This window comes from Pseudomonas laurylsulfatiphila, assembly GCF_002934665.1.
In the GTDB taxonomy this organism is placed as follows: domain Bacteria; phylum Pseudomonadota; class Gammaproteobacteria; order Pseudomonadales; family Pseudomonadaceae; genus Aquipseudomonas; species Aquipseudomonas laurylsulfatiphila.
The window spans coordinates 39,763-62,221 of record NZ_NIRS01000010.1 but is presented as its reverse complement, the minus strand read 5'-3'; the positions used below and the strand labels follow the sequence as shown (position 1 = coordinate 62,221).

Sequence of the window (22,459 nt, the reverse complement as noted above, 5' to 3'; positions counted from 1 at the left end):
CTACTAGTTAGGGTGCACACTGAGGTCGACTGGTGGCTCTATGCTAGCACCACTTTTCCATTACATGAGTGCTGTACGTCAATAATCTGCAATGCGACCTCATTCAGTTTGTGACCGGTCGGTCCGCTTCGAGCCTTCAAAGTCGCGGCATGCGGGGACGAAGTGCTTGAAACGGGGCACATGACGGGCGCGGGGTGGCAAGTGGTGCGTGACTGATAGTGGGGCATTCATGACGTTTGGCCCGTGCTGATCGGGCTGTTTTTTTGGCTTCAGGGGATCAGGGATTCCCTTAGAGGGTGTGATGCAAGCTATCAGGGGGATTTCGACGGCCGCCGCGTCGTCGCGTGGGTAGAAACACTTTTCATCCACAAGCCCGGTAATTTCCCCCATTGATGCAATGGCGGGTGCCGGGCCAAGGCACGTTGTTGTATGGTTGTGGTCGAACCGTTGAACTCAAGAGATTGAAAGGATATCGCCATGCTGGACTGGAAGAACCGCACAGGCAGTGCGCCTGAACGTACCGCTGAACCGAAGTCGGAGGCCCGCAGTTACCTGGGCGGTCTGTTGTTCAGCCGGGCGCTGGCCACTCTGCTGGGCATCTACCTGTTGGTGGCGTGTGTCCTGGGCTGGTACTGGAGCCAGGAGCCGGCGCTCTTCCCGGTCCAGCAAACCGCACAACTGGCGGCCGAGAAAGAAGGCAAGCAGATGGTCGTCGGCTACACCACGGTGGAAACCCTCAAGACCGTCGCCGGCACTTTGCTGACCAAGCCGGGCGGCTATATATCCAACGACCGTTTCCCGCCAGGCCTGTGGATGGACAACATGCCGAGCTGGGAATACGGCGTGCTGGTGCAGGTCCGCGACCTGAGCCGGGCGTTGCGCAAAGACTTCGCCCGTTCGCAGTCGCAGTCCGCCGAAGACGCCGACCTGGCCAAGGCCGAGCCGCGTTTCAACTTCGACAACAAGAGCTGGGTGCTGCCGTCCAGTGAGTCCGAGTACCAGGAAGGCATCAACTCCCTGAGTCGCTATCAGGCGCGCCTGTCCGATCCGAACCAGAAGAGCGCGCTGTTCTATGCCCGTGCCGACAACCTGAACAACTGGCTGGGTGATGTCGGTACCCGCCTGGGTTCGCTGTCGCAACGGCTGTCGGCCAGTGTGGGTCGGGTCAAGCTCAATACCGCATTGAAAACCGAAGTCGTGGCACCGGGCGAGGTGCCGCAGGTCGACGAGGAAATCGTCGAGACGCCGTGGATGCAGATCGACAACGTGTTCTACGAAGCCCGCGGCCAGGCCTGGGCGCTGTCGCACCTGTTGCGCGCCATCGAAGTCGACTTCGCCGATGTGCTGGCCAAGAAAAACGCCACGGTCAGCGTGCGCCAGATCATTCGTGAGCTGGAAGCCTCGCAGGAGCCGGTATGGAGCCCGATGATCCTTAACGGCAGTGGCTTCGGCGTACTGGCCAACCACTCGCTGGTCATGGCCAACTACATTTCCCGGGCCAACGCCGCGGTGATCGATTTGCGTCAACTGCTCAATCAGGGCTGAGTCATGGTCGAAAACACCAGGGAAGCCGCACACCGTGCGGCGTCCGATGCCGAACACATCGCCTGGGTCGACGAGCAGGACAACCTGCTGGGCGCCCTGGTCCGTTCCGATTTGCGCGAGCGCGGGCTGATCGGGCGCGGTACCTATATCATGTTGTTCAATTCCGCTGGCGAGCTGTGCGTGCATCGCCGCACCCTGAGCAAGGCGATCTATCCCGGTTACTGGGACGTGGCAGCGGGGGGCATGGTGCTCGCCACTGAAACCTACGCCGAATCGGCGGCACGGGAACTGGAAGAAGAACTGGGCGTGAGTGGCGTGGAACTGACCGCCCATGACCATTTCTTCTTCGAGGACACTGGCAATCGCCTGTGGTGCTCGGCGTTCTCGGCGGTGTGGGACGGCCCGTTGGTCCTGCAACCGGAAGAGGTGCTCGAAGCACGCTTTATCCCCATTGATCAGGTCATGCTGGAGATCGAGCAAAAGCCTTACTGCCCGGACTCTCTGGCGGCGTTGAAGCGCTATCTGAAGGCTCAACAAAGCAACGTCGCAAAACAGCTATAAATTGGCGCCGATTGGCTCTTAGCAATCGGCGTTTTTGCCGTTACACTGCGCGACCTTTTCAAACTGAACCGGTATTGCTGGTTGTTGCTGTAGGAGCGAGCCTGCTCGCGATGGACGTCAACGATTACGCGGGCATCCAGAATGAACGCGTCGCCTTTGAGTTCATCGCGAGCAAGCTCGCTCCCACAGTGAAGTGAATGTTGTACCGTTTCAGTAGCGCTGCCCCTGCCTGAGTGGGGCTTCGCGGTCGATAGCCTTCCCAAGTGCTGCGACCAGTCTTTGTCCTCCGAAGAGGATTGCCGGTGGCCAAAAAAGCCGCATCCTTCGCCGCCTTGGGCGGCCTGGTATTTTCCACCGACGCAGGTCGTCATTGCCCGGAATGCAGTAAACCGGTGGACGCCTGCATCTGCAAACAGACCGTTATCCCGGCCGGCGACGGCATTGCGCGCGTGCGTCGCGAAAGCAAGGGCCGTGGCGGCAAGACGGTGACCACCATCACCGGCGTGCCATTGGCTGAAGATGCGCTCAAGGAACTGGCCACGACGTTGAAGAAGCGTTGCGGTACCGGTGGGGCGTTGAAAGACGGTGTCATCGAAATCCAGGGCGATCATGTCGAGCTACTCTTGGCAGAACTGATCAAGCTCGGTTTCAAGGCGAAGAAGTCCGGCGGCTAGCAGCCTCTGTGAAAACCACCCTCGGCTTGACCCGGTCCTGATGGCATTCAGGCCTGGCGCCGTCCACATGGTTTTCACAGAGCCTGTTCATGACCGGTTTCTAAACTCACTGCGGTCGGCGGGGTCTATTGCCTCGTTGACGAACCGTCATTTTCATTCTTTAGACTGCGCCGGCCTGAACCCAGGCGACGCACTATGACTTCTTTATAGGGGACTTCGATGTCCGTACGACGCACACGCAAAGACGATGGCAGCCAATGGACAGTTGCGGACAGCCGCAGTGTTTACGGGATTCGCCATTGGGGGGCCGGGTATTTCGCGATCAATGACGCCGGTCGCGTCGAAGTTCGTCCGAACGGTCCGAGCAGCTCGCCTATCGACCTGTTCGAGCAAGTCGACCAGCTGCGCAAAAGCGGCCTGTCCTTGCCGTTGCTGGTCCGTTTCCCGGACATTCTGCAAGACCGCGTGCGTCAGCTGACGGGCGCGTTCGATGCCAACATCGAGCGTCTGGAATACCAGAGCAAGTACACCGCGCTGTATCCGATCAAGGTGAACCAGCAGGAAGCGGTGATCGAAAACATCATCGCCACCCAGAACGTTTCCATCGGTCTGGAAGCCGGGTCCAAGCCCGAACTGCTGGCGGTGCTGGCCCTGGCGCCGAAGGGCGGCACCATCGTCTGCAACGGTTACAAGGACCGTGAGTTCATCCGCCTGGCGCTGATGGGCCAGAAGCTCGGCCACAACGTGTTCATCGTGATCGAGAAAGAATCCGAAGTCGGCCTGGTGATCGAAGAAGCGACCTCGCTCAAGGTCAAGCCTCAGGTCGGCCTGCGGGTGCGCCTGTCGTCCCTGGCGTCGAGCAAGTGGGCAGACACCGGCGGCGAGAAATCCAAGTTCGGCCTGTCGGCGGCGCAACTGCTGTCGGTGGTCGAGCGTTTCCGCGCGGCCGGCCTGGACCAGGGCATTCGCCTGCTGCACTTCCACATGGGCTCGCAGATCGCCAACCTGGCGGACTACCAGCACGGCTTCAAAGAAGCGATCCGTTACTACGGCGAGTTGCGCAACCTCGGCCTGCCGGTGGACCACATCGATGTCGGTGGCGGCCTGGGCGTGGACTACGACGGCACGCACTCGCGTAACGCCAGTTCGATCAACTACGACATGGACGATTACGCCGGCGTCGTGGTCGGGATGCTCAAGGAATTCTGCGATGCGCAGAGCCTGCCGCACCCGAACATCTTCTCCGAAAGCGGCCGTTCCCTGACCGCGCACCACGCCATGTTGGTGATCCAGGTGACCGACGTCGAGAAACACAACGACGACGTGCCGCAGATCGAGAACAAGGAAGCGCTGCCGGAAACCGTGCAGTGGCTGGTGGACCTGCTGGGCCCGACCGACATCGAGATGGTCACCGAAACCTACTGGCGCGCCACGCACTACATGAGCGATGTTGCCTCCCAGTACGCCGACGGCAAGCTGACCCTGGCCGAGAAAGCCCTGGCCGAGCAATGCTACTTCGCGGTGTGCCGTCGCCTGCACAACTCGCTCAAGGCGCGCCAGCGTTCCCACCGTCAGGTGCTGGACGAACTCAACGACAAACTGGCCGACAAGTACATCTGCAACTTCTCGGTGTTCCAGAGCCTGCCGGACACCTGGGCCATCGACCAGGTCCTGCCGATCATCCCGCTGCACCGCCTCGACGAAGAGCCGCTGCGTCGTGCGGTGCTGCAAGACCTGACCTGTGACTCCGACGGCAAGATCAACCAGTACGTCGACGAGCAGAGCATCGAAACCAGTTTGCCGGTGCACGCGCTGAACGAAGGTGAAGACTACCTGCTGGGTGTGTTCCTGGTCGGTGCCTACCAGGAAATTCTTGGCGACATGCACAACCTGTTCGGTGACACCGACTCGGTGAACATCTACCAGAACGCCGACGGCAGCGTGTACCACGCCGGTATCGAAACCCACGACACCATCGAAGACATGCTGCGTTACGTGCACTTGTCGCCGGAGGAGTTGATGACTCACTACCGCGACAAGTGCGCGAGTGCCCGCATCAGCGCCACCGAGCGCACGCAGTTCCTCGATGCCTTGCGTCTGGGGCTGACCCGTTCGTCTTACCTGTCTTCCTGAGGTAAGCGCCACGCTCATCAGGTTGTCTGAAAATTTTCCTTTTGCCTCGGAAATTTCAGATGACCTGGTGCGGCAATTCTCCGATTCCACGCGAAATTACCTGCGTTTCGACTACCCAGCGCATTTGGTCTTCTTTTCGCGTAGGTTATTTCCTAATTTGTATTTCGGCACTCTACTCGGCCATGTCTCTCAGCGAGAATCCCCGGCCGCCCCTCCCGTAGAGAAACGCCGATGTTCAACCCAGTCAGCGAACCGCCATTTCGTCTGGATGTTGCAGGTTTGCCCGACTCCTTTGAGGTCCTGGCCTTTACCGGTAGAGAAGCCATCAGCGAGCCGTTTGTGTTCGACCTGGAGCTGCTGATCGATGACCCGGTGCTTGACCTTGCCAGTTTGCTGTACCGCCCGGCCTCCTTGCATTTCGGGCCAGCCGGAAACCATGTGCATGGGCAATTGCATGAACTCGTCCAGCGTGATCATGCCTCGGGGCCCCGACTCTGCCAGGTGCGCCTGGGACCAGGACTGGCTTGTCTGGCCCAGCGCTTCAGCCAACGAATTTTCAGCGCCCGTTCGGTGCCGCAAATCCTCGATCAGGTGCTCAAGGAGCACGGCATTACCGGTAAGGATCGACGCCTGGCGCTGAGCGGCGACCACCCGCCCCGGGATTTCTGCACGCAATATCGAGAGTCGGACCTGCAATTTCTCCAGCGACTGTGTGCCCAGGAAGGACTGCATTTCCACTTCGAAAACCGGGTCGGGGGGCACTGCGTGGTGTTCAGCGACGATCAGCAACATTTTCGAACCGCAGAGCCTGCGATAATGCGCAGCAAGGGCGATCGGCCGGCAGTGCGGCAGCTCGAACGCCAGCGTAGCGCTGCGACAGCGGCGCAAAGTGTCGAATGCCGGACAGACCTGGCGACCTTGCGCAGCGGTCGGGTGATGCCGCTGTCCGGTCATCCGGTTGCCGATTGCAATCGGCTCTGGCTGGTGACCCGCATTGAACATTGGGGCCGTCAGGATACGGCGACGCCGTACCACAACCAGGCCCGTGCCCTGCAATGGCCTGCCCGCTTCGAGCCGCCCTGCGCGACGAGCAAGCCACAGATGCACAGCCTGCAGCGGGCGTGGGTCGTCGAGGTCGATGAACAGGGCCCCGATCCGGCAAGGCCGGTATCGGTGCAATTCGACTGGCTTTACCAGGGCGAAGGGGCAGCGCCCAGTCACTGTTGGCTGCCATTGGCCGGGCCGTTGCAGGCCGAGACGTACTCGCCATTGCGCGAAGGAACCGAGCTGGTCGTGAGTTTTGTCGAAGGTGATCCCGATCAGCCGCAGATATCCGGGGTGCTGCATGCGCCGGCAACGATCGAGGGGACGAACGCGGACACCCCCCAGGCCTTCTGTACCCCTGATGAGGGCCTGGAGCAATGGTTGCACTCGGCAGAGCCGCTGCTGATGCTGTGCCTGCTGCCCGGCGGCGGCAGTTTCAATCATTGCGCACAGGCGTTGTGCACCTGTCGTCTGGCGACGCAGCTTGGCCAGAGCTCTGGAGCATGATCGTCACGCGCACGCCCGAGGCGCCCCCGCAGTGGTTGTTGCTGGATGTACCGGGCACGCCGCAGGCGGGTGTCACGCTTCGGCAGATGTTTGCACAAGTCCGGTGGTCCGGGTTGTTCGAAGGTACGGAGTGGCATGCGCTGCGTGAGCAGGGGCCGGTCCTGGTCGATCTGCGCACCTGCCCGGCACTGGCCGATCTGTGCATCGTCGACGGCCAACGCTGGCCCGGATTGCTGATGGTCAGCGAGGCCGGCGCTGCATCGTTGCTGGCGCATTTACGGCGCATGCTCACGGTTACGCTTGGCTTGCACCGGGCCCTTTTGAACTACTACAACCCGATCACGGCCAGCTATTTTTTCGATGCTTGCGATGCCGCTGAACTGAGTCGCTGGCTAGGGCCGATCCAGCAGATGCGTTGGTTCGGCGGCAGCTGGGCAGATCGCGCAACGGGATGTGAGGGGTGGCAGCGCTTGTCCAACCCCGGGCTGGCGGTCAGCCCGTTGGCAGTCGAGGAGAGCCTCAGTGCCGGGCAACAGGGAAAACTGCAAACCTGCCTGCTCGAACAACATGCCTGGCGCTGGAACCGATCCACCGGGGCCGATTTCTCCCGCCTGTGGGCCCATGTGCAGGAAGGACTGGCGCTGGGTTTCAGCGAGCGCCCGGTGCTTGATGGCTGGATATGGCTACGCTTGCAGTATCCCGACGCCGTCCCCGTGCAGCCATTGCCGGGCAGGACTCAGCAGGAGCGCTTCGAAAGCCTGCGTCGCCTGTGGCAGAACAACCCACCCTGGCCATGAGGTCGATCCGCTCAGTGAGTGCTGCCGGCAAACCAGCCATCGTGACGGCGCAGGCGCCAGGCGATCACGCCGAGTGTCAGGCTGCGCAGCAGCATGAACAGCAAAAAGGTCATCCACAGGCCATGGTTGCCCCAGCCTTGCAGTGCCCAGCCGAAAGGCAGCACCAGCACCAGGGTCAGCACCATGCCGTTGCGCATTTCCCTGGCGCGGGTGGCGCCGATGAAAAGGCCGTCGAGCAGGTAGCTCCAGACGGCAATCAGCGGCAGTACGGCGAGGTAGGGCAGGTAGATGAACGCGGTGTCGCGCACACTCTGAATGTCGGTCTGCATCTCGATGAACAAATGCCCGGCGAACAGAAACAACGCGGCAAAGCCCAGGCTCGCCAGCAACGACCAGCCGCCCGCCACCACCAATGAACGACGCAGGGCATCGCGGTCGCGGGCGCCGAGGGCATGCCCGCACAGCGCTTCCACGGCGTGGGCCAGGCCATCGAGGGCGTGGGCGGTCAGCAGCAAACCGTTGAGCAGCAGGGCATTGGCCGCGACCGTGGCGTCGCCCAGCCGCGTGCCCTGCACCGTGATCAGGAAAAACACCGACTGCAGCGCCAGGCTGCGGATGAAGATGTCGCGGTTGACCGCCAGCAATGGCCGCCAACTCTGCCACAGCGCCAATGCCGCCCAGACGATATGCCCGGGATAGGCACGCAGGGCCTTGCGGGTCATCAGCAAGCCGATCAGCGCCCCCGTCCATTCGGCAATCACCGAGGCCCGGGCCGCACCGACCACGCCCCATTCGAGGCCGAGGACGAACCACAGGTTCAGGGCGATATTGATCAGGTTGGTACTCAGCAAAATCGCCAGCGGCGCCCGGGCATTCTGGGTGCCGAGAAACCAGCCGACCAGTGCATAACTGGCCAGCGCCGCGGGCAGCCCGAACAGACGGGTGTGGAAAAACTCGCGGGTCAGTTGATCGAGCTCCGCCGACGGTTGCATGAAGTGCAGCGCCACTGTGCTCAACGGCACGCCTACAGCACCCAGGACCAGGGCCAGGCCGAAGGCGAGCAACAGGCCTTGCAACAGAATCTGGCGCAAGGCCGCACCATCTCCGCGCCCGGCCGCCTGGGCGGCGAACCCGGTGGAGCCCATGCGCAGAAAACCCATGGCCCAGGCAAGGAAGGTATACAGACTGGCCCCGACCGCGACGGCGCCGAGTTGATGGGCGTGGGGCAGGTGACCGATGACGGTGCTGTCGACCAGTGCCACCAGCGGTACGGAAATGTTCGAAAGAATCATCGGCGCGGCGAGTGCCCAGACCCGGCGATGGGTAGGGCGGTCGCGCCAGTCGGCGGTCAGGTTGGACATGCAGGCTCCTTGGGGGAGCGGGCATTGTAGCGGCACATCAAGAGCAAGCCGCGATCAATTGTTGGGGTCAGTGGATGATCCAGCTGAGCAACCAAAGCCCCAGCATCAACCAGATGATCCCCATGATGAACGACGCATTGAGAAAGGCGCGGATCGCCGACCACAGCAGGATCAGCCCGAGGATCAAGGTCACGATGCTGACGACGGAGGTATCCATGCCCAGCGCTCTGGACAAGCCTTCGACAAAATTGCTGCTGGCGTTGCTCAACAGATTGAACAGCCCACTGAGGCCATCAACGATGAAGCGGATGATCGAGCCGAGTACCTGGCCGAGCCATTCGAAAAAACCTTCTACCTGCATGGAGTGAACGTCCTGATTAAAGAGAATTGAGCCTTGGGCTGTCGATCATGCTGCCGAGTTCCCACAAGCATAGAGCGTGCACTGTAACTGTGGGAGCGAGCCTGCTCGCGAAAGCATTGGATCAGACACATCAATGTTGGATGTGCCGCCGCCTTCGCGAGCAGGCTCGCTCCTACAAAAAACAAACGGGACACTGAGCCGTTGTCACTTGCCTTCACTCGTCATCCCCCCGAAGCTATACGTCTTCAGGAGAGCCCGATGAACCTTGTTGAACTGACCGAACGCCTGCACGCCATCCGTGACCGCAATGACTGGCGGCAATTTCACAGCCCGAAAAACCTGGCCATGGCCGCGAGCGTGGAAATGTCCGAGCTGGTGGAGATTTTCCAGTGGCTGACCGAAGACCAGTCACGCCAGTTGCCGGCGGACAAACTCGCCCATGCCGGGCAGGAAGTCGGTGACATCGTGCTTTATCTGTTGCTGTTGTGCAGCGAGCTGGGCCTGGACATGGAGGCTGTGGTACGCAGCAAGCTGGCGGACAGCGAGCGGAGGTTCAGCTGATGAGCGACCGTCATTTCGATCAACTGGCGACCCGTTTCGCTGAAAAAATCTACGGCGGCGCCAAAGGTGCGATCCGTCTGGCGGTGTTGCAGGCCGATCTGGCCGAAACCTTGCCCGACCGCCCGCTGCGCGTGCTGGACATCGGCGCTGGCCTTGGCCACATGTCGTTGTGGCTGGCCCAGCGTGGCCATCAGGTGACCCTCGCCGAACCTGCCGAACCGATGCTCGAAGGCGCCCGCCAACGTTTTGCCGAAGCCGGGCAGAGCGCCACCTTCATTCAGGCACCCTGGCAGGAACTGCTCGGGCAGCTCACCGAACCCTACGACCTGGTGCTGTGCCACGCCGTGCTGGAGTGGCTGGCCGAACCCCACGCCATCCTGCCGGTGCTGCATCAACTGACCAAGGCGGACGGCTGGCTGTCCCTGGCGTTCTACAACCGCGACGCGCTGATTTATCGCAACTTGCTCAAGGGCCATTTCCGCAAGATGCGCAAGAACGACATGGCCGGCGAAAAGCAGAGCCTGACCCCGCAGCAGCCCCTTGATCCGCGCGAGCTGGCGGCGCAACTTGAAGGTCTGTGGCGGGTCGAAACCCAGAGTGGCGTGCGGGTTTTTCACGATTACATGCCGGTGGAATTCCAGGCCCGCGCCGAGCTGGTGGACCTGCTGGAAATGGAACTGGCCCACCGCCGTCATCCAGCCTATGCCGGGCTTGGGCGTTACTTGCACTGGATCTGTCGGCCTGTCTGATCGGAGCACGCAATGAAAAGTCATTCAGGTGTACTGCTGTTCTGCCTGGGGCTGGCGGCCTGTCAGGGCAGCAACCCTTATGTCGCCACGTCCAACCCCTTGCCTCCGGCACCGCCCCAGGCCGCCAAGACCTTCGACCGCAGCGCTTACCCGGCAGCACCCCGTGATTATGGGCGCTACCGCAGTTGGGCCTGGCTCGACGGGCACCTGCCACCGGGCACGGCCTGGGCTGATTCCGCACAGATTGCCGAAGCGGTCAGCAATGCGCTGGACCAGCGCGGCTTGCGCCCGTTGCACGACAATCGCCCGGCCGACCTGTTTGTCAGCGCCGACCTGCGCCTGGAAACCCGCTTGCGTCAGGTTCAGGACGACTATTACGGCGGCGCTTATGGCGGCTACAACGGCTACGGCCCTGGATATGGTGGATACGCCACCGTGCCGATCATCCGTACCTATCAGGAACAGGTCGTGGTGGTTCAGGTGGATATGTATGACGCCAAAAGCGGTCAGCCGATATGGAGCTCCAGCGCTGAAACCGGCAACCGGGGCAGCGAAAGCGAGCGCGCCGATGCCATACGGGAGGCTGTGGAAAAGGCGATGTCGGCGTATCCTCCTAGTTAGCTTCTGTAGATAAGAAGCATTTCGCAGGAGAACCATCATGTTCCGCCGTTTCCTTCTACTGGCCATGGTCGCGCTGCTCAGTGCCTGCGCCGCCAACCAGGTCAATCATGATTTTGACGCCAGCCGCGATTTTGCTGCCTATCGCAGCTGGGCGTGGAAAGAACCCGCCGTGCAATATCGTCCCGATGATCCACGGATCAAGAGTGACCTGACCGACCAGCGCATCCGTCAGGCGGTTGCCGATCAACTGGACCAGCGCGGTCTGCGCCCGGCCGCCGCGGGTGCCAAGGGTGACTTGAATGTGCAGACCTACCTGATTGTCGAAGAGCGGGAACAGCAGGTGACCACCAACTACGGCGGCGGGTGGGGGTACCCGTGGTATGGCTACTATGGCGCGCCCATGTATAACGAAACCCGTAATGTCAGCTACAAGGTGGCCACCATCCAGATCGACCTGCTCGATGGCAAGGACGGCAAATTGGTGTGGCGTGGCAGTGACGAACAGATACTCAGCCGCACACCGAACCCGTCGGATCGTCGTGATGCCATCCTGGAAACAGTCACGCGGATATTGGCCAACTATCCACCGCACGCCTCCTAGAATCATCCGCCCATAAAAACCCCTGTGCCTCACAGGGGTTTTTTATGGGGCTTTCACTGGTTTGGAAGTCACTTCATTTTCGACCCGGACGCGGTCTCATGCAGGAGCTGGCTTGTCGGGTCGCCGCATCGCAGCGATGGTCGTTAACGATAACGCGTGAGAGCTGGATATACGCGGTGCATTTGAGTCCATCGCCGGCAAGCCGGCTCCTACAGTTTTCCGGAAGTGCGTGAAGACCCTCTTTTTTATCGTCTGCGCTGGCGAGTTGCCAGCATTCTCGGTAACCCTTGTCTACACTGCCTTTCACCAACGGAGGTCGCGCCCGGCCGTGCGCCGGCAAAGGAGTGCGCCATGTCTCCCCGCATGCAGTTTCGCGGCCCGGCCCGGCAACGGGGCGCGATCGGCTTAATGGCCGCGTTGACGCTGACGCTGGCGCTGGGGTTCATGTTGCTGGTGGTCGATACCGGCAGGTTATACCTGGAGCAACGCAAGTTGCAGCGCATCGCCGACGTGGCGGTGCTGGAAGCGGTCACGCGCAACGGCGATTGCCTGGTGCCGGCGGCCACTGCGGCGACATATGCCCAGGCCAGCGCCACCCGCAACGGCTACGACGCCGCCGACAGCATGACCCTGAACACCACCTGCGGCACATTGCAGACGGGGGCCAACAACCTTCGGACCTTCCTGGCTGATGCCGGTAAAAAAGACGCGGTTCGGGTGATTGTCACCCACACCGTGCAGACCAGCGTGGCGGCGGGTATCTATGCGCTGATGGGCCCCGGCCCCGTCAGCCTGACCACCCAACTGACGGCGACGGCGGTCAGTGCGCCGGCGGTCCTTCCACCCCTGGCGATGTTGACCATCGGCAGTACGGCGCTGCTGGTCGATTCCAGCCAATCAGCGGCCTTGAACCTGCTGCTGGGGCAGATGCTCGGTGGCAGCCTGAACCTGAGTGTTGCCGGGTGGCAGGGGCTGGTTGATACGCAGATCAGCCTGCTCGGTTATCTCAATCAACTGGCCATTGATGCTCACGTCACCGCCGGGGACTACACCACGCTGCTGAGCAAAAACATCGCCCTGACTCAACTGCTGGACTCCGCCATCACGGTACTCCAGGCCGGTGGCACGAGCACCAGCCTGGCGGTCAGCGGCCTGACCGGTCTGAAGGTGGCTGCGGGCAGTACGTCGCTTGTTCTGGGGCAATTACTGCAACTGCAAACGGGCACGGTGTCGTCGGCTCTCAATACCAATTTGCAGGTGTTTCAGTTGGTCGAGGCCTTCATCCAGTTGGCCAACAGCCAGAATGCCGCCGTCGCCAACATCCCGTTGAGCATTCCGGGGCTGGTCAATGGCGGGGTCAAGGTCAAAGTCATCCAGCCACCGCAGTTGTCGGCCATTGGCAACCCGGCGCTGGTCACTGGCCAGCTCAATGATCCCAACCGGATTTACGTGCGCACCGCCCAGGTGCGCACGGTGCTGTCGCTCAATTTGCCAGTGCTGTCCGGCATCAGTGGTCTGGCCAGCGCCATCACCAGCAACGCCTTGGTCAGCGGGCTGACGGATACGTTGAATAATCTGTTGCACTTGAACCTGGCCGGTACGCTCAGTTCGTTGCTTTGCACATTGACCGGCTCTTGCGACAAAACCGATCTGAAGATCCTGCCCACGCCAACCATCGACATTTCCCTGGAAGTGGCCGCAGCCGATAGCCATGTCACTGCCTACACCTGCGTCAGCGACGCCACCAAAACCCTGACCACCCAGACCAACACGTCGCTGGTGAAACTCAAAGTCGGCAAGATCGACACCGCCAATGCGTTTTCATCGTCGGCCGATGTCAGTGTTCAGCCCCTGGCGTTGATTGATGTCGGCAAGGTCAGTTGTGTGTTCGGGTTTTGCAATCAGAGCACTCGCGTTCCGTTCTATGGCGGGGGACTAGGGGTAAAAGTCGACACTTCAGTCGCCAGCACCCAAAGCAACCACGTGTACAACCAACCACCGGAAATCAAGCAGCCGCCGCTGGTCTATAGCCTGGGCACGCAAGGCATCGTCAACAGCCTGAAAAGCACGTTGGGGGGGATTCAGGTTGAGGCCTACAAGCCGACCGGGTCGAGTTTGTTGGGGGACTTGCTGGTCGTTGCGGCCGGTACCCTCAACGGTGTGCAAAGCACGCTGGGCGTTGCGATCCAGGGCTTGCTCAGCCCCTTGGTCGACCCCATTCTCGACAGCCTGCTGGCCAACCTCGGGATCACCTTGAACACGGTCGATGTCGGCGCCAATCTCAGTTGCAAACCGCCCGGACGCCCCTCCCTGGTGATCTAGTCCGGTACCACAATCGGTAATTCGATGCAGAACCGCGCACCCTCGGTGGAGTTCCTGACACTCAGTCTGCCGCCCATGTTTTCGACGATGCCGTAACTCACCGAGAGTCCCAGACCGGTACCGACGCCCACCGGTTTGGTGGTGAAGAACGGCTCGAAAATCCGCTCCAGCAAACGCGGGTCGATACCGCCGCCGTTGTCCTCGACCCACAGGCGTACCGTGTGTGTATCCCGTTCGGCGTACAGCGAAATCCACGGTTTGAAATCGGGGTTGGCCTCGCGCTTGCCGAGCAATGCATCCCGGGCGTTGACCATCAGGTTGATCAGCACCTGCTCAAGCTGATCGACGTAGCCGCGCACCAGCACTTCAAAACCGGTCTCGCTGATGCGCAGGTCGACGCCTTTGCCGCGCATCCCCTCGGACAACAGCGCCAGCGTGCCTTCGATGGCCTGGGCAGGGTTGAACGGTTGCTGCTCGATTTCCGAGCGGCGGCCGAACACCCGCATGTGGTCCACCACCCGCGCGGCGCGCTGCACCTGGGTGTCGATGCGGGTGAGCTTGTCGATCAGGTAATCGACCTGCACGTCGCCGTTGTTGAGGCGCTTGAGGACATTGACGATGGCCATGCGCATCACGTTCAACGGCTGGTTGATCTCATGGGCCAGGCCGGTGGCCATTTCACCGAGGGTGGCCATTTTCGCGCTTTGTGTGAGCTGCTGCTGCGAGCGTCGTACCTCGGTGTTGTCGCGCCCCACGGCCTGGACCTCGAGCAGGCGGCCCTGTTCGTCGAACACCCCGCGATCGGACCAGACCCACCAGGCGTGTTCGCGGCCGGGCAGTTGCAGGTTGATCTCGGCGGTGCTGACTGGAAACTCCGGGCTCAAATGGTTCAGCCGCCGGGTGAATGCCTCGCGCTGTTCCCCGGACATCCAGTTGCCCAGATTCACCCCCGGCAATTGTTCGGGCGCCAATTCCAGATAGCTGGCCAGCGGGCGGTTGCCGAAAGTCAGGGTCAGGTCCGGCTGGTAGCGGCAGATCATCGCCGGCGAGTCTTCCACCAGAATCCGGTAGCGTTCCTCACTCTGCCTGACCTGCTCGGTCGCCAGGGTCGCTTCGGTGACGTCCAGCCACAGGCCCACGGCTTCCACCGGCAAGCCGAGGTCGTCGCGCAACAACTTCGCTTCATCGAGCAGCCAGTGATAGTCACCGTGACTGTCGCGCAATCGATAGCGGGCGCGCACCGAGCCTTCACGCAGCAACAGCCGCGTGCGCTCGAAATACTGCAGGCGGTCGTCGGGATGCACCCGCTCCACCAGTGTTCCGGGTGCGCAGTCGGCCAGGGTCCAGCCGAGCAACGGGAACAGGCTGTCGCTGAAGAACACCGGTTGCAGAGCGCCTTCGTCATAGCGCTGTACATAAATCACCGCCGGTGAACTGGCGATCAGATTGTCCAGCCGTGCATGGGTGGCAGCGGCGCTCTGTTGCTGATTCTTGATGTCGCTGATGTCGTGCATGAAACCCACCAGCCGACGGTTTTTGCCCACGCCCAGCGCCTGGCCTTGCAGGCGATACCAGACGGGTTCGAGTCCATCGTCGGGGCGATACAGGCGCACGCACAACAGCAGCGGCATGCCCGACGCCTGCAAGTCCTGCAGGCAGATGCGCAGCTCTTCGCGGTCGGCGGGATACACCTGGTCGAGCCAGTCCTGTACGGGTAAACGCGATGTTCCAAGGTTCAGGGTCGTTGCCAGCGAAGGTGCCAACTGCACCTCTTCGCTGTCGCTGAAAACTTCCCACCAGCCTGTGCCCAGCAACGCTTGCAGCGATTCCAGGCGTTCCAGTTGCAGGTGATGCCGGTGCTCGCGCAGGCGTTCGAGCAAGGGGCTGGCGAGCGCGGCGGTGATTTGCAGCCAGTCGCGTTCGGTGACATCGGGGGCGCGTTGTTGCGGCGTGTAGAAACCGCACAGCAACCAGGCGACCACCCCTTGCGCATCGTGGTAGGGCACGGCGAAGCCATCGGTATTGCCGAACATGCCTTGCAGGCGCGGGTGTTCGCGCGGGGTCAGGTACTGGGGGGCCGAGCCGCTCAAACTGTCCAGCCCCGTGCCCAGGCGCTGGTCGTTTTGCCATAGCTGGGGTGCATCGAAAGCCGTGTAGTGCTGGTGAATCTGCCAACCCTGTTCCTGCTCATCGAGCAAGGCCAGGGCAATGCAGGGGATCTGAAAGCGCTGGGCCAGGCTTTGCAGTTGTTCGCCCAGCATCTCGGGCAGGCGTGTCAGGCTGCACAGGCGCAACTGTTCGGCGATTTGCAGCGCCAACACCTGGCATTGCTCGCGGTTGCGTGATTGCCGGCGCTCGAGCAACAAGTCGCCGATGTCGAGCATCTGCAACAACCAGGCATCGGCCAAGGGTTGCACCCAGCCGCGCAAATGCAGGGGCGGACCATTGAGACTGTAGAAGTCCAGGTCCAGGGTTTGTCCCTGCCATTGCGCCGGCGCGCCTTCGATGATCAGGCCGCTGTGGGGCAACAGGAAGTCGAGCAGGTGCGGTGCCAGTGCGCCGGGGGTTTGCTGGGCCAGCAAGTGGCGCAGCGGACCGCTCAATTGAACGACACGCCCATCGGCATTGAGCTGCATCTGCAAGCCGAAGCCGGGCACCCGCAGTGCCTCCGGCGGCTCCGGTGGGGGCGGCGGGTGGCGGTGGAGCAGGCGCCCGAACAATTTGTCCCCGGCACTCAAAATTGCAGGCTCGCACTGGCCGTGAGAGTGGCCGGCAGATTGGGTACCCGACCGATGCCCGGCAGGGTCAGGAACGGGATCACCGCGTTGATTTTATTCGAGGGGTAATGAATGGCGACGGTCAGCAGTCCGCTGGTGTACGTCGTGGAGGCATCGGTGGCGACATTGAAGTTCAGTGCCGCGGGAATCCAGGCCAATTGCGTACTCAGTTCCGTCGTGGCGCGGTTGATCAGTGCGGCATCGTAACCGGGGGTAGCCGGGTCCAGCGCCACGCTGCGGCGCACGGCTTCGGCGGTCGACTGGTTGAATGACTGCATCAACAGCAATGGCAGGCTGTAACTGATAATGCCGTAGAACACGCCAAAGAAAATGATGAACACCAGGGCGAATTCAATCGCGGCGGCGCCTTTTTGTTTGTGGGGGAGGCTGGCTTTCATGAGTGCGTCTACCCTGACCAACACTGAGTAATGTCAGCATAGAATCATTCAGCCAAAACGGACGTTTTTTACCGAATGCAGAGCTTTGTCCTATTGATCTGGCTGGCGCTTTGCGCCGCACAGGATGCCCGGCAACGGCACATCGCCAATGGTCTGACCCTGGGCGCCGGCGCCCTGGCCCTGGCGTGGTTGCTGTGGAGCGGCACGACCTGGTTGGGGGCCGAAGCGCAACAGGGCGGCTGGGCTTTTTTGTTGGCTGTGGGCTTCACGCTACCGGGCTACGCCATGAAGCGAATGGGCGGCGGGGACGTGAAACTCATGGCCGCCCTGGGTCTTGCGACGGACGGTATGCACGTGCTCGGCACGTTTATTGGCGCCGGATTGGCCAGTGTTTTCTGGCTGCTGCTGGCGCCAAGAGTCTGGCTCCATATGAGTCAAGGGCTTAGAACCCATCTTTTTTACATGGCGCCTGAAATGTCAAAGAGGCAGCCATTTGCACCCTTCGTGCTGGCGGGGCTGATGCTGACATTGGCGTGGCTCCACTAGTCGACCCTTTTGTGTACATAGCCGGAAACTGCGTCTACTTTTCAGACAGAAGTTGTACAGCCACTGGCTGTCGGTGTGGGACGGGTCAACCTTTGACCTGACAGGGAGTTACTCGTGAGCAAGTTTACTTCGGCAGTAAAAGTCCTTGTGGTCGACGATGCGCCATTGATCGTTGAAGAGCTTTGCGAATTTCTGGAGGGCAAAGGTTACCGCTGTGTTCCCTGCGAATCGGGCTATCAGGCGATCAAGCGTTTCAGCGAAGACCTCGATATCGGTCTGGTGCTGCTGGACTTTCACATGCCCGGCATGGACGGTATTGCGCTGATGCAGGAGCTGCAACGACTGTCGGGCAAGCACCGGGTGTTCGAGGCGATCATGCTCACCGGGTGTGCCGACAAGCAGGACGTGATCAAGGCCCTGCGCGCTGGCGTGTCCGACTATTACCAGAAACCGATCGATCTGAATGAGTTGTTCGAAGGTTTGCAGCGGCAGGAAGTGGCCTTGCAGGAGAGGCACAAGAACCTGCAGTTGGGGCATTTGAACCAGAAGCTGCAGTATTTGTCCGAGTCGATCGATGATCTGTACCAGGACCTGGACAAGGTTCGGCGCGGGCCGCAGGCGGCAGACGCGGGTGGTCGGGGTGTCGCTGATTCTGATGCGGTGGAGATTCCGGCGATTTTCAACCAGCTGTCTCCGCGGCAACTGGAAGTGGCGCGGTTGGTGGGCAAGGGGCAGACCAATTATCAGATTGCCTGTGAGTTGGGGATTACCGAGAACACGGTGAAGTTGTATGTGTCGCAGGTGTTGCGGTTGACGCATATGCATAATCGGACGCAGTTGGCGTTGGCTTTGTCGCCCAGTGGTTCGGGGGGGCGGCAGCGGGTTACGGCGCATTGAGGCTTGGCTGCCTCTGGGCCGACCATGCTGGTGGTTTAAGTTGAGTACATATCCATTCCTGCGGTAACGGCTGCCTACGGTTCCGCTCTTACAGCGGGTCACTTTGGCAAACGCCCCAAAGTAACCAAAGGTCTCGCCCCTTACGTACGGCCCCTCGCCTAGGCTCGGGGTTCCTTCGCTCCGGTGTCCATCCGGGGGCATTGCCCTCCGGTCGGCTTCGCTTCGACCTACATGCAATGAGTTCGACTGCGTCGAACGGCGCTGCGCGCCCATCCCCGGATGAACACCTCCACTCAGCCTGCCGAGGGGGCGGGTGGATCAAGATCAAGAGCTGCAGGCGAGCTAACGCTCGGCCTGTTGAGTGGTGGGGAGCGTGGGTGTACGCCGACCGGCCTTTGCTCTTCTGTGGGAGCGGGCTTGCCCGCGATGACGTCCTTCCAGCCGACACATTTCTGTGTGGTTTTCCTCAAATCCCTGGGAAACCTCCGACACGCTTTTCAGGTTGTCCGTCGGAAGCGCGATCTCTAGCCTTTGTCGGTCGCTGAAAGTTCAGCGTCCGGGCGTCGCGGCTCGATTCCTAAGGCATAATCGCTCCACCTGACGACAACACTTTCTTGTGTCTGTCGTCCTGTGTCATGGCGACTGTGCGCGGGATACCTTCGGGTATGCCGAGCTGCCTCTGGGATCGGTCCGCGAACCCGCGTACAGCTGCCACCCCAATTTGCTTCGCGGCAATTTGGACGTGGCTCCATTTCATCCCAGAGGTGCAACGATGATCAAACCCACCCCCAATCCCCCCAAACAACCTACCGCTCACAAACCCAGCACGATGTTCGTCATCGCCCCCAACATCGACACCGAGACCCTGCTGGCCCATGCCTGTGAATCGCTGGCATCGGCGAGTGTGATGGCGAGTGATTTTGCGGGGTTTCTCGAAGGCTCGCAGCGCAACACCCTGCTGGGGATTGCGCAGGTGATCATGCTGGGGGAGCTGGCGGTGAATCGGGCACTGGATAATCTCGATCCGCAAGACTGAACACGACCCCTTGTGGCGAGGGGGCTCGCCCCCGTTGGGCTGCGAAGCAGCCCCAGGTCCGGGAATTGCGTTTTTTCTGACTCACCACATTGGCCCGTTTAGCGGGTGCTTTGCACCCGAACGGGGGCAAGCCCCCTCGCCACAATGAGTGGTCAGCCAGCGATCACGATCCGCCCCCCGACCCGCCGCTATAGACCTTGCCCCCGGCGTCCTGGTCCCAGAATTGCGGGATCTCATGCTGGAAGCTTTTCAACCAGCGCTGCATGGCCAGTTCGCGCTCGGTGGCGCTGGAGGTTTGCGGTTTGTCGGAGGCGACTTTGTTGCGGGCCTGCAGTTGCAGCCAGCCTTCGGTTTCCTGTTGTTGCGGCGAGGCCGGGCCGGCGTCGATGGCGTGGGCGGTGAGGGGCAGGGCCAGCAGGCCGAGGCAGTAGAGGGTGGTCGGTTTCATCCTGTGCGCTCCCTATTGAAGGGTCGATGGAGAGACGGCGGCGACTTGCGCGGCAATGCTCTGGCCGGGCCGGGTCGCAGTCTTGAGTTTTTCGGCGCGGGCCTGGGCTTCGGTGACCTGGGCCGGGGTCAGGCCGACGCGGCTGACCAGTTCGGCGGCGCGGCTCCAGTCGTCCTGATAGAGCAGCAGGGTCACCAGATTCACGGCCGCCAGTTGATCGCTTTGCTTGAGTTCGATGGCGGTGAGGAATTCGAATTTGGCGTCTTCGACCCGCAGCTGATTGAGGTACACCACGCCCAGGTCGTTGCGGATTTTTTCGTCGGTGGGCGCCAGTCGTGCGGCCCGTTGCAGGTGGGCCTGGGCCTGGCCGTTATCGCCACTGGCGGCGGCAAGTTGCCCCAGGCCATGTTCGGCTTCGGCGGCCAGGCAGGTGCCGAGCAGGCTGCGGTACAACGGCTCGGCTTCGCTGCGCCCCAACTGCCGATAGACCTTGGCCTTGCGCAGGCGTACGTCGGCGAGGTTGTCCGGCAGGTTTTGCAGGTTGGCCAGGCTGGCGTGCAGTTTGCCGTCCCTGGCCATGTCATCGGCCAGGTTCATCGACAGCTGCTCATCGGAGCTCAGCTTGCCGCAACTGGTAGTGCTGGTGAGGGCGCTCCAGGGTGTCTGGCCGTTGCTGGCGCAGCCGCTCAGCAGCAGCAGACTCAAACCGGCTATCAATGCTTTCATCAGGTTCCCTCTAGGAAGCAAAGGCCCGGGACAGGGCAGTGAAGCCCGGGCCGGCCAGGACGATCAACAACGCCGGGAAGAGAAACAGCATCATCACGACGGACATTTTCGCGGACATCTTGGAGATGTATTCCTGCAGGCGCGTCAGGCGCCGGTCATCGAGCAACTGCTTGAGCATCAGCAAAGACTTCATCGCGCCACCGCCCTGATGGATCAACTGTTGAAGGATCACGCAGGTGTCGGTGAACTCGTCTACCGAGAGTAAGCGGGTGCTCTTGTTCAACTCTTCGCCCAATTCCAGACCGGAATCGACACGGGTCAGGATCAGGCGCAATTCATGGGTCAGCGCTGGCAGCAACTGCTTGCCCTCCTGGCTCAGCACGCGCAGGGATTGCTCAACCGCCATACCGGATTCGAAGAGGATGCGCAGCAGCGCAATGAAGGTCGATATCTCGGTGGCCAGTTGTTTTTGCCGACGCAGTGCAGCGGCGGCCAGCAAGCGTTTTGGCAACAGATAACCGATGCCGGTGGCGAAGACCGGGGCGATCCAGTGATTCGCTACCTCCGGGTAGAACAGTCCCTGGATCAGCAGGCACAAAGACAGTGCCAGCACCGGCACGCCCACCTGCAAGGCGGCGAACATCGAGCGTTGACGTACGCTGCGCCAGCCCAGGCGGTTGAGCAGGGCCTGGGTTTCGTTGTCCATTTTCATCGACTGCTGCCCCAGGCGGCTGGCACCCAGGGCTTGCAGCAGTTGACTGAAGCGGCTATCACTCGGCGCCTTGCCGTCCAGCCGCTGGGCCACCTGGCGCTTGCGTCGCTGTTGATCCAGCACGGCGCTGAACAGCAACAGGGCGGCCCCGAGCAGGAGCAGCGCACTGACCAGCAAGGGCATCTTCATATTCATAGGCTACGCAACATGCGCCACAGCGCCAGGCAACCGATCACCTGCAAACCGAAGGCACTCGCCAACAGAGTTTGCCCCGAGCTGTCGTGCCACATGGATAGCAGATAGGTTGGATTGGTCAGCAGGAAGTAGCCGGCGACTGTCACCGGCAACAGGGCCAGGACCACTGCCGTGATACGGGTTTCGCCGGTCATGGCTTTCAGCTGGCGGGCCGCCTGCTCGCGTTCGCGGATCATCTTGATCAGGTTTTCCAGCAGCTCACTGGCATTGCCGCCGTAACGGTGGTTGACCTTCAAGCCCAGGGCGAACAGGCGCAGTTCATCTCTCTCGTACAGCTCGGCGAAGTCCGAAGCGGCGTCCGCCAGGCTGACCCCCAATTGCACATTGCGTTGAATCCGGCCCATGGCGTTTTTCAACGGGTCTTCGGTGGCATCGATGGCGCCGAGCACGGCATCGGCCAGGGTCCGCCCTGACTTCAGGCTGCGCACGGCATGGTCGAGCAGCATCGGCAGCTGTTCGATCATGCGACTCAGACGCCGTTGATATCGCCAACTGACGAACAGTCGCACCAACGCTGGCGGCACCAGTAGCAACAGCAATGCGCCAATCCAGCCACCCACGGCAAAGCCCGACAGCACCCCGAGTATCCAGAACGCCAGCCATTGGCCAAGGCGTTCGGTGGGGCGTCCGAGACCGGCGCGCAGGAAGGCGCGTTCAAGGCCGGTCCACGACGTTTTTTGCACCACCCGCTGCGGTTGCCCCTGGCTCAGGCGCCCAAGAATCCGTTCAGTACCGCTCTGGCGTAAACCGTTATAGAGCAGGCGCAGCGACAGGCCGAGAAAGATCAGGCAAACGAGGATGAGCAGCGCGGGTTTGAGCATGCCGTG

At 61.5% G+C, this 22,459-nt stretch carries 22 protein-coding genes; 14 read left to right on the top strand and 8 right to left on the bottom strand.

Going from position 1 to position 22,459, the window contains the following annotated elements; genetic code table 11:
• Nucleotides 1-477 precede the first annotated feature (477 nt).
• From CD175_RS29870 to CD175_RS29845, 6 genes are all read left to right on the top strand, one after another.
• Nucleotides 478-1,545: a DUF2333 family protein gene (locus CD175_RS29870; RefSeq protein WP_104451492.1), complete on the top strand. Its 1,068-nt coding sequence runs from the start codon at nt 478-480 to the stop codon at nt 1,543-1,545.
• 3 nt (nt 1,546-1,548) lie between these two features.
• Entirely contained in the window at nt 1,549-2,106 is a 558-nt protein-coding gene (locus tag CD175_RS29865) for an NUDIX hydrolase (protein WP_104451491.1), read from the top strand.
• A gap of 302 nt (nt 2,107-2,408) precedes the next feature.
• Nucleotides 2,409-2,780 (top strand): translation initiation factor Sui1, encoded by a 372-nt coding sequence (locus CD175_RS29860; RefSeq protein WP_007991289.1) that lies wholly within the window; start codon nt 2,409-2,411, stop codon nt 2,778-2,780.
• Between the two features lie 219 nt (nt 2,781-2,999).
• A complete protein-coding gene (speA, locus tag CD175_RS29855) occupies nt 3,000-4,913 on the top strand; it encodes an arginine decarboxylase (RefSeq protein ID WP_007971353.1) in 1,914 nt (637 codons plus the stop codon).
• Nucleotides 4,914-5,144: 231 nt separating this feature from the next.
• Complete coding sequence (locus tag CD175_RS29850) at nt 5,145-6,464, top strand: type VI secretion system Vgr family protein (RefSeq protein ID WP_104451490.1); 1,320 nt, start codon at nt 5,145-5,147, stop codon at nt 6,462-6,464.
• Nucleotides 6,461-7,261 (top strand): DUF4123 domain-containing protein, encoded by an 801-nt coding sequence (locus tag CD175_RS29845; RefSeq protein ID WP_104451489.1) that lies wholly within the window; start codon nt 6,461-6,463, stop codon nt 7,259-7,261. The genes CD175_RS29850 and CD175_RS29845 overlap by 4 nt, the downstream gene beginning before the upstream one ends.
• Before the next feature lie 11 nt (nt 7,262-7,272).
• Here the strand turns inward: CD175_RS29845 and CD175_RS29840 are convergent, their stop codons facing one another.
• Together CD175_RS29840 and CD175_RS29835 are read right to left on the bottom strand one after the other, a co-directional pair.
• Entirely contained in the window at nt 7,273-8,622 is a 1,350-nt protein-coding gene (locus CD175_RS29840) for an MATE family efflux transporter (protein ID WP_104451488.1), read from the bottom strand.
• 67 nt (nt 8,623-8,689) lie between these two features.
• Nucleotides 8,690-8,983: a hypothetical protein gene (locus CD175_RS29835; RefSeq protein WP_104451487.1), complete on the bottom strand. Its 294-nt coding sequence runs from the start codon at nt 8,981-8,983 to the stop codon at nt 8,690-8,692.
• 258 nt (nt 8,984-9,241) lie between these two features.
• Between CD175_RS29835 and CD175_RS29830 the strand changes: the two genes are divergently transcribed.
• The 5 genes from CD175_RS29830 to CD175_RS29810 all read left to right on the top strand — a co-directional run bounded on the left by CD175_RS29830 (nt 9,242) and on the right by CD175_RS29810 (nt 13,837).
• Nucleotides 9,242-9,544 carry a MazG-like family protein gene (locus tag CD175_RS29830; RefSeq protein WP_007971343.1) on the top strand — a complete coding sequence of 101 codons (303 nt, stop codon included), beginning with the start codon at nt 9,242-9,244 and terminating at the stop codon, nt 9,542-9,544.
• Entirely contained in the window at nt 9,544-10,293 is a 750-nt protein-coding gene (locus CD175_RS29825) for a methyltransferase domain-containing protein (protein WP_102700479.1), read from the top strand. The genes CD175_RS29830 and CD175_RS29825 overlap by 1 nt, the downstream gene beginning before the upstream one ends.
• Nucleotides 10,294-10,305: 12 nt before the next feature.
• Nucleotides 10,306-10,914 carry a DUF4136 domain-containing protein gene (locus tag CD175_RS29820; protein ID WP_104451486.1) on the top strand — a complete coding sequence of 203 codons (609 nt, stop codon included), beginning with the start codon at nt 10,306-10,308 and terminating at the stop codon, nt 10,912-10,914.
• Nucleotides 10,915-10,951: 37 nt separating this feature from the next.
• Nucleotides 10,952-11,515 (top strand): DUF4136 domain-containing protein, encoded by a 564-nt coding sequence (locus CD175_RS29815; RefSeq protein WP_104451485.1) that lies wholly within the window; start codon nt 10,952-10,954, stop codon nt 11,513-11,515.
• 351 nt (nt 11,516-11,866) lie between these two features.
• Nucleotides 11,867-13,837, top strand: a complete 1,971-nt coding sequence (locus CD175_RS29810) for a pilus assembly protein TadG-related protein (protein WP_104451484.1) — start codon at nt 11,867-11,869, stop codon at nt 13,835-13,837.
• On the opposite strand, the gene CD175_RS29805 is transcribed toward CD175_RS29810, so the two are convergent.
• Both CD175_RS29805 and CD175_RS29800 read right to left on the bottom strand, forming a co-directional pair.
• A complete protein-coding gene (locus tag CD175_RS29805) occupies nt 13,834-16,575 on the bottom strand; it encodes a PAS domain-containing sensor histidine kinase (RefSeq protein ID WP_104451483.1) in 2,742 nt (913 codons plus the stop codon). The genes CD175_RS29810 and CD175_RS29805 overlap by 4 nt on opposite strands.
• A complete protein-coding gene (locus CD175_RS29800; RefSeq protein WP_104451482.1) occupies nt 16,572-17,012 on the bottom strand; it encodes a TadE/TadG family type IV pilus assembly protein in 441 nt (146 codons plus the stop codon). The genes CD175_RS29805 and CD175_RS29800 overlap by 4 nt, the downstream gene beginning before the upstream one ends.
• Before the next feature lie 75 nt (nt 17,013-17,087).
• Here CD175_RS29800 and CD175_RS29795 point away from each other — a divergent pair, with 75 nt between their 5' ends.
• The 3 genes from CD175_RS29795 (at nt 17,088) to CD175_RS29780 (ending at nt 19,491) form a co-directional block, all read left to right on the top strand.
• On the top strand, nt 17,088-17,558 hold the full coding sequence (locus CD175_RS29795; RefSeq protein ID WP_104451481.1) for a prepilin peptidase: 471 nt from the start codon (nt 17,088-17,090) through the stop codon (nt 17,556-17,558).
• 114 nt (nt 17,559-17,672) lie between these two features.
• Entirely contained in the window at nt 17,673-18,455 is a 783-nt protein-coding gene (locus CD175_RS29790) for a response regulator transcription factor (RefSeq protein ID WP_104451480.1), read from the top strand.
• A gap of 772 nt (nt 18,456-19,227) precedes the next feature.
• A complete protein-coding gene (locus CD175_RS29780) occupies nt 19,228-19,491 on the top strand; it encodes a DUF6124 family protein (RefSeq protein WP_104451479.1) in 264 nt (87 codons plus the stop codon).
• A gap of 163 nt (nt 19,492-19,654) precedes the next feature.
• Here CD175_RS29780 and CD175_RS29775 read toward each other — a convergent pair whose 3' ends face one another.
• From CD175_RS29775 to CD175_RS29760, 4 genes are read right to left on the bottom strand one after another with little or no spacing between them, the layout of a single operon-like run.
• Complete coding sequence (locus CD175_RS29775; RefSeq protein ID WP_104451478.1) at nt 19,655-19,939, bottom strand: DUF3613 domain-containing protein; 285 nt, start codon at nt 19,937-19,939, stop codon at nt 19,655-19,657.
• 12 nt (nt 19,940-19,951) lie between these two features.
• Nucleotides 19,952-20,665 (bottom strand): tetratricopeptide repeat protein, encoded by a 714-nt coding sequence (locus tag CD175_RS29770; RefSeq protein ID WP_104451477.1) that lies wholly within the window; start codon nt 20,663-20,665, stop codon nt 19,952-19,954.
• A 10-nt stretch (nt 20,666-20,675) separates the two neighbouring features.
• The gene (locus tag CD175_RS29765) at nt 20,676-21,566 is read right to left on the bottom strand and encodes a type II secretion system F family protein (RefSeq protein WP_104451476.1); all 891 of its coding nucleotides are present in this window, start codon (nt 21,564-21,566) and stop codon (nt 20,676-20,678) included.
• Between the two features lie 2 nt (nt 21,567-21,568).
• On the bottom strand, nt 21,569-22,453 hold the full coding sequence (locus tag CD175_RS29760; RefSeq protein ID WP_104451475.1) for a type II secretion system F family protein: 885 nt from the start codon (nt 22,451-22,453) through the stop codon (nt 21,569-21,571).
• Between the last annotated feature and the right edge of the window lie 6 nt (nt 22,454-22,459).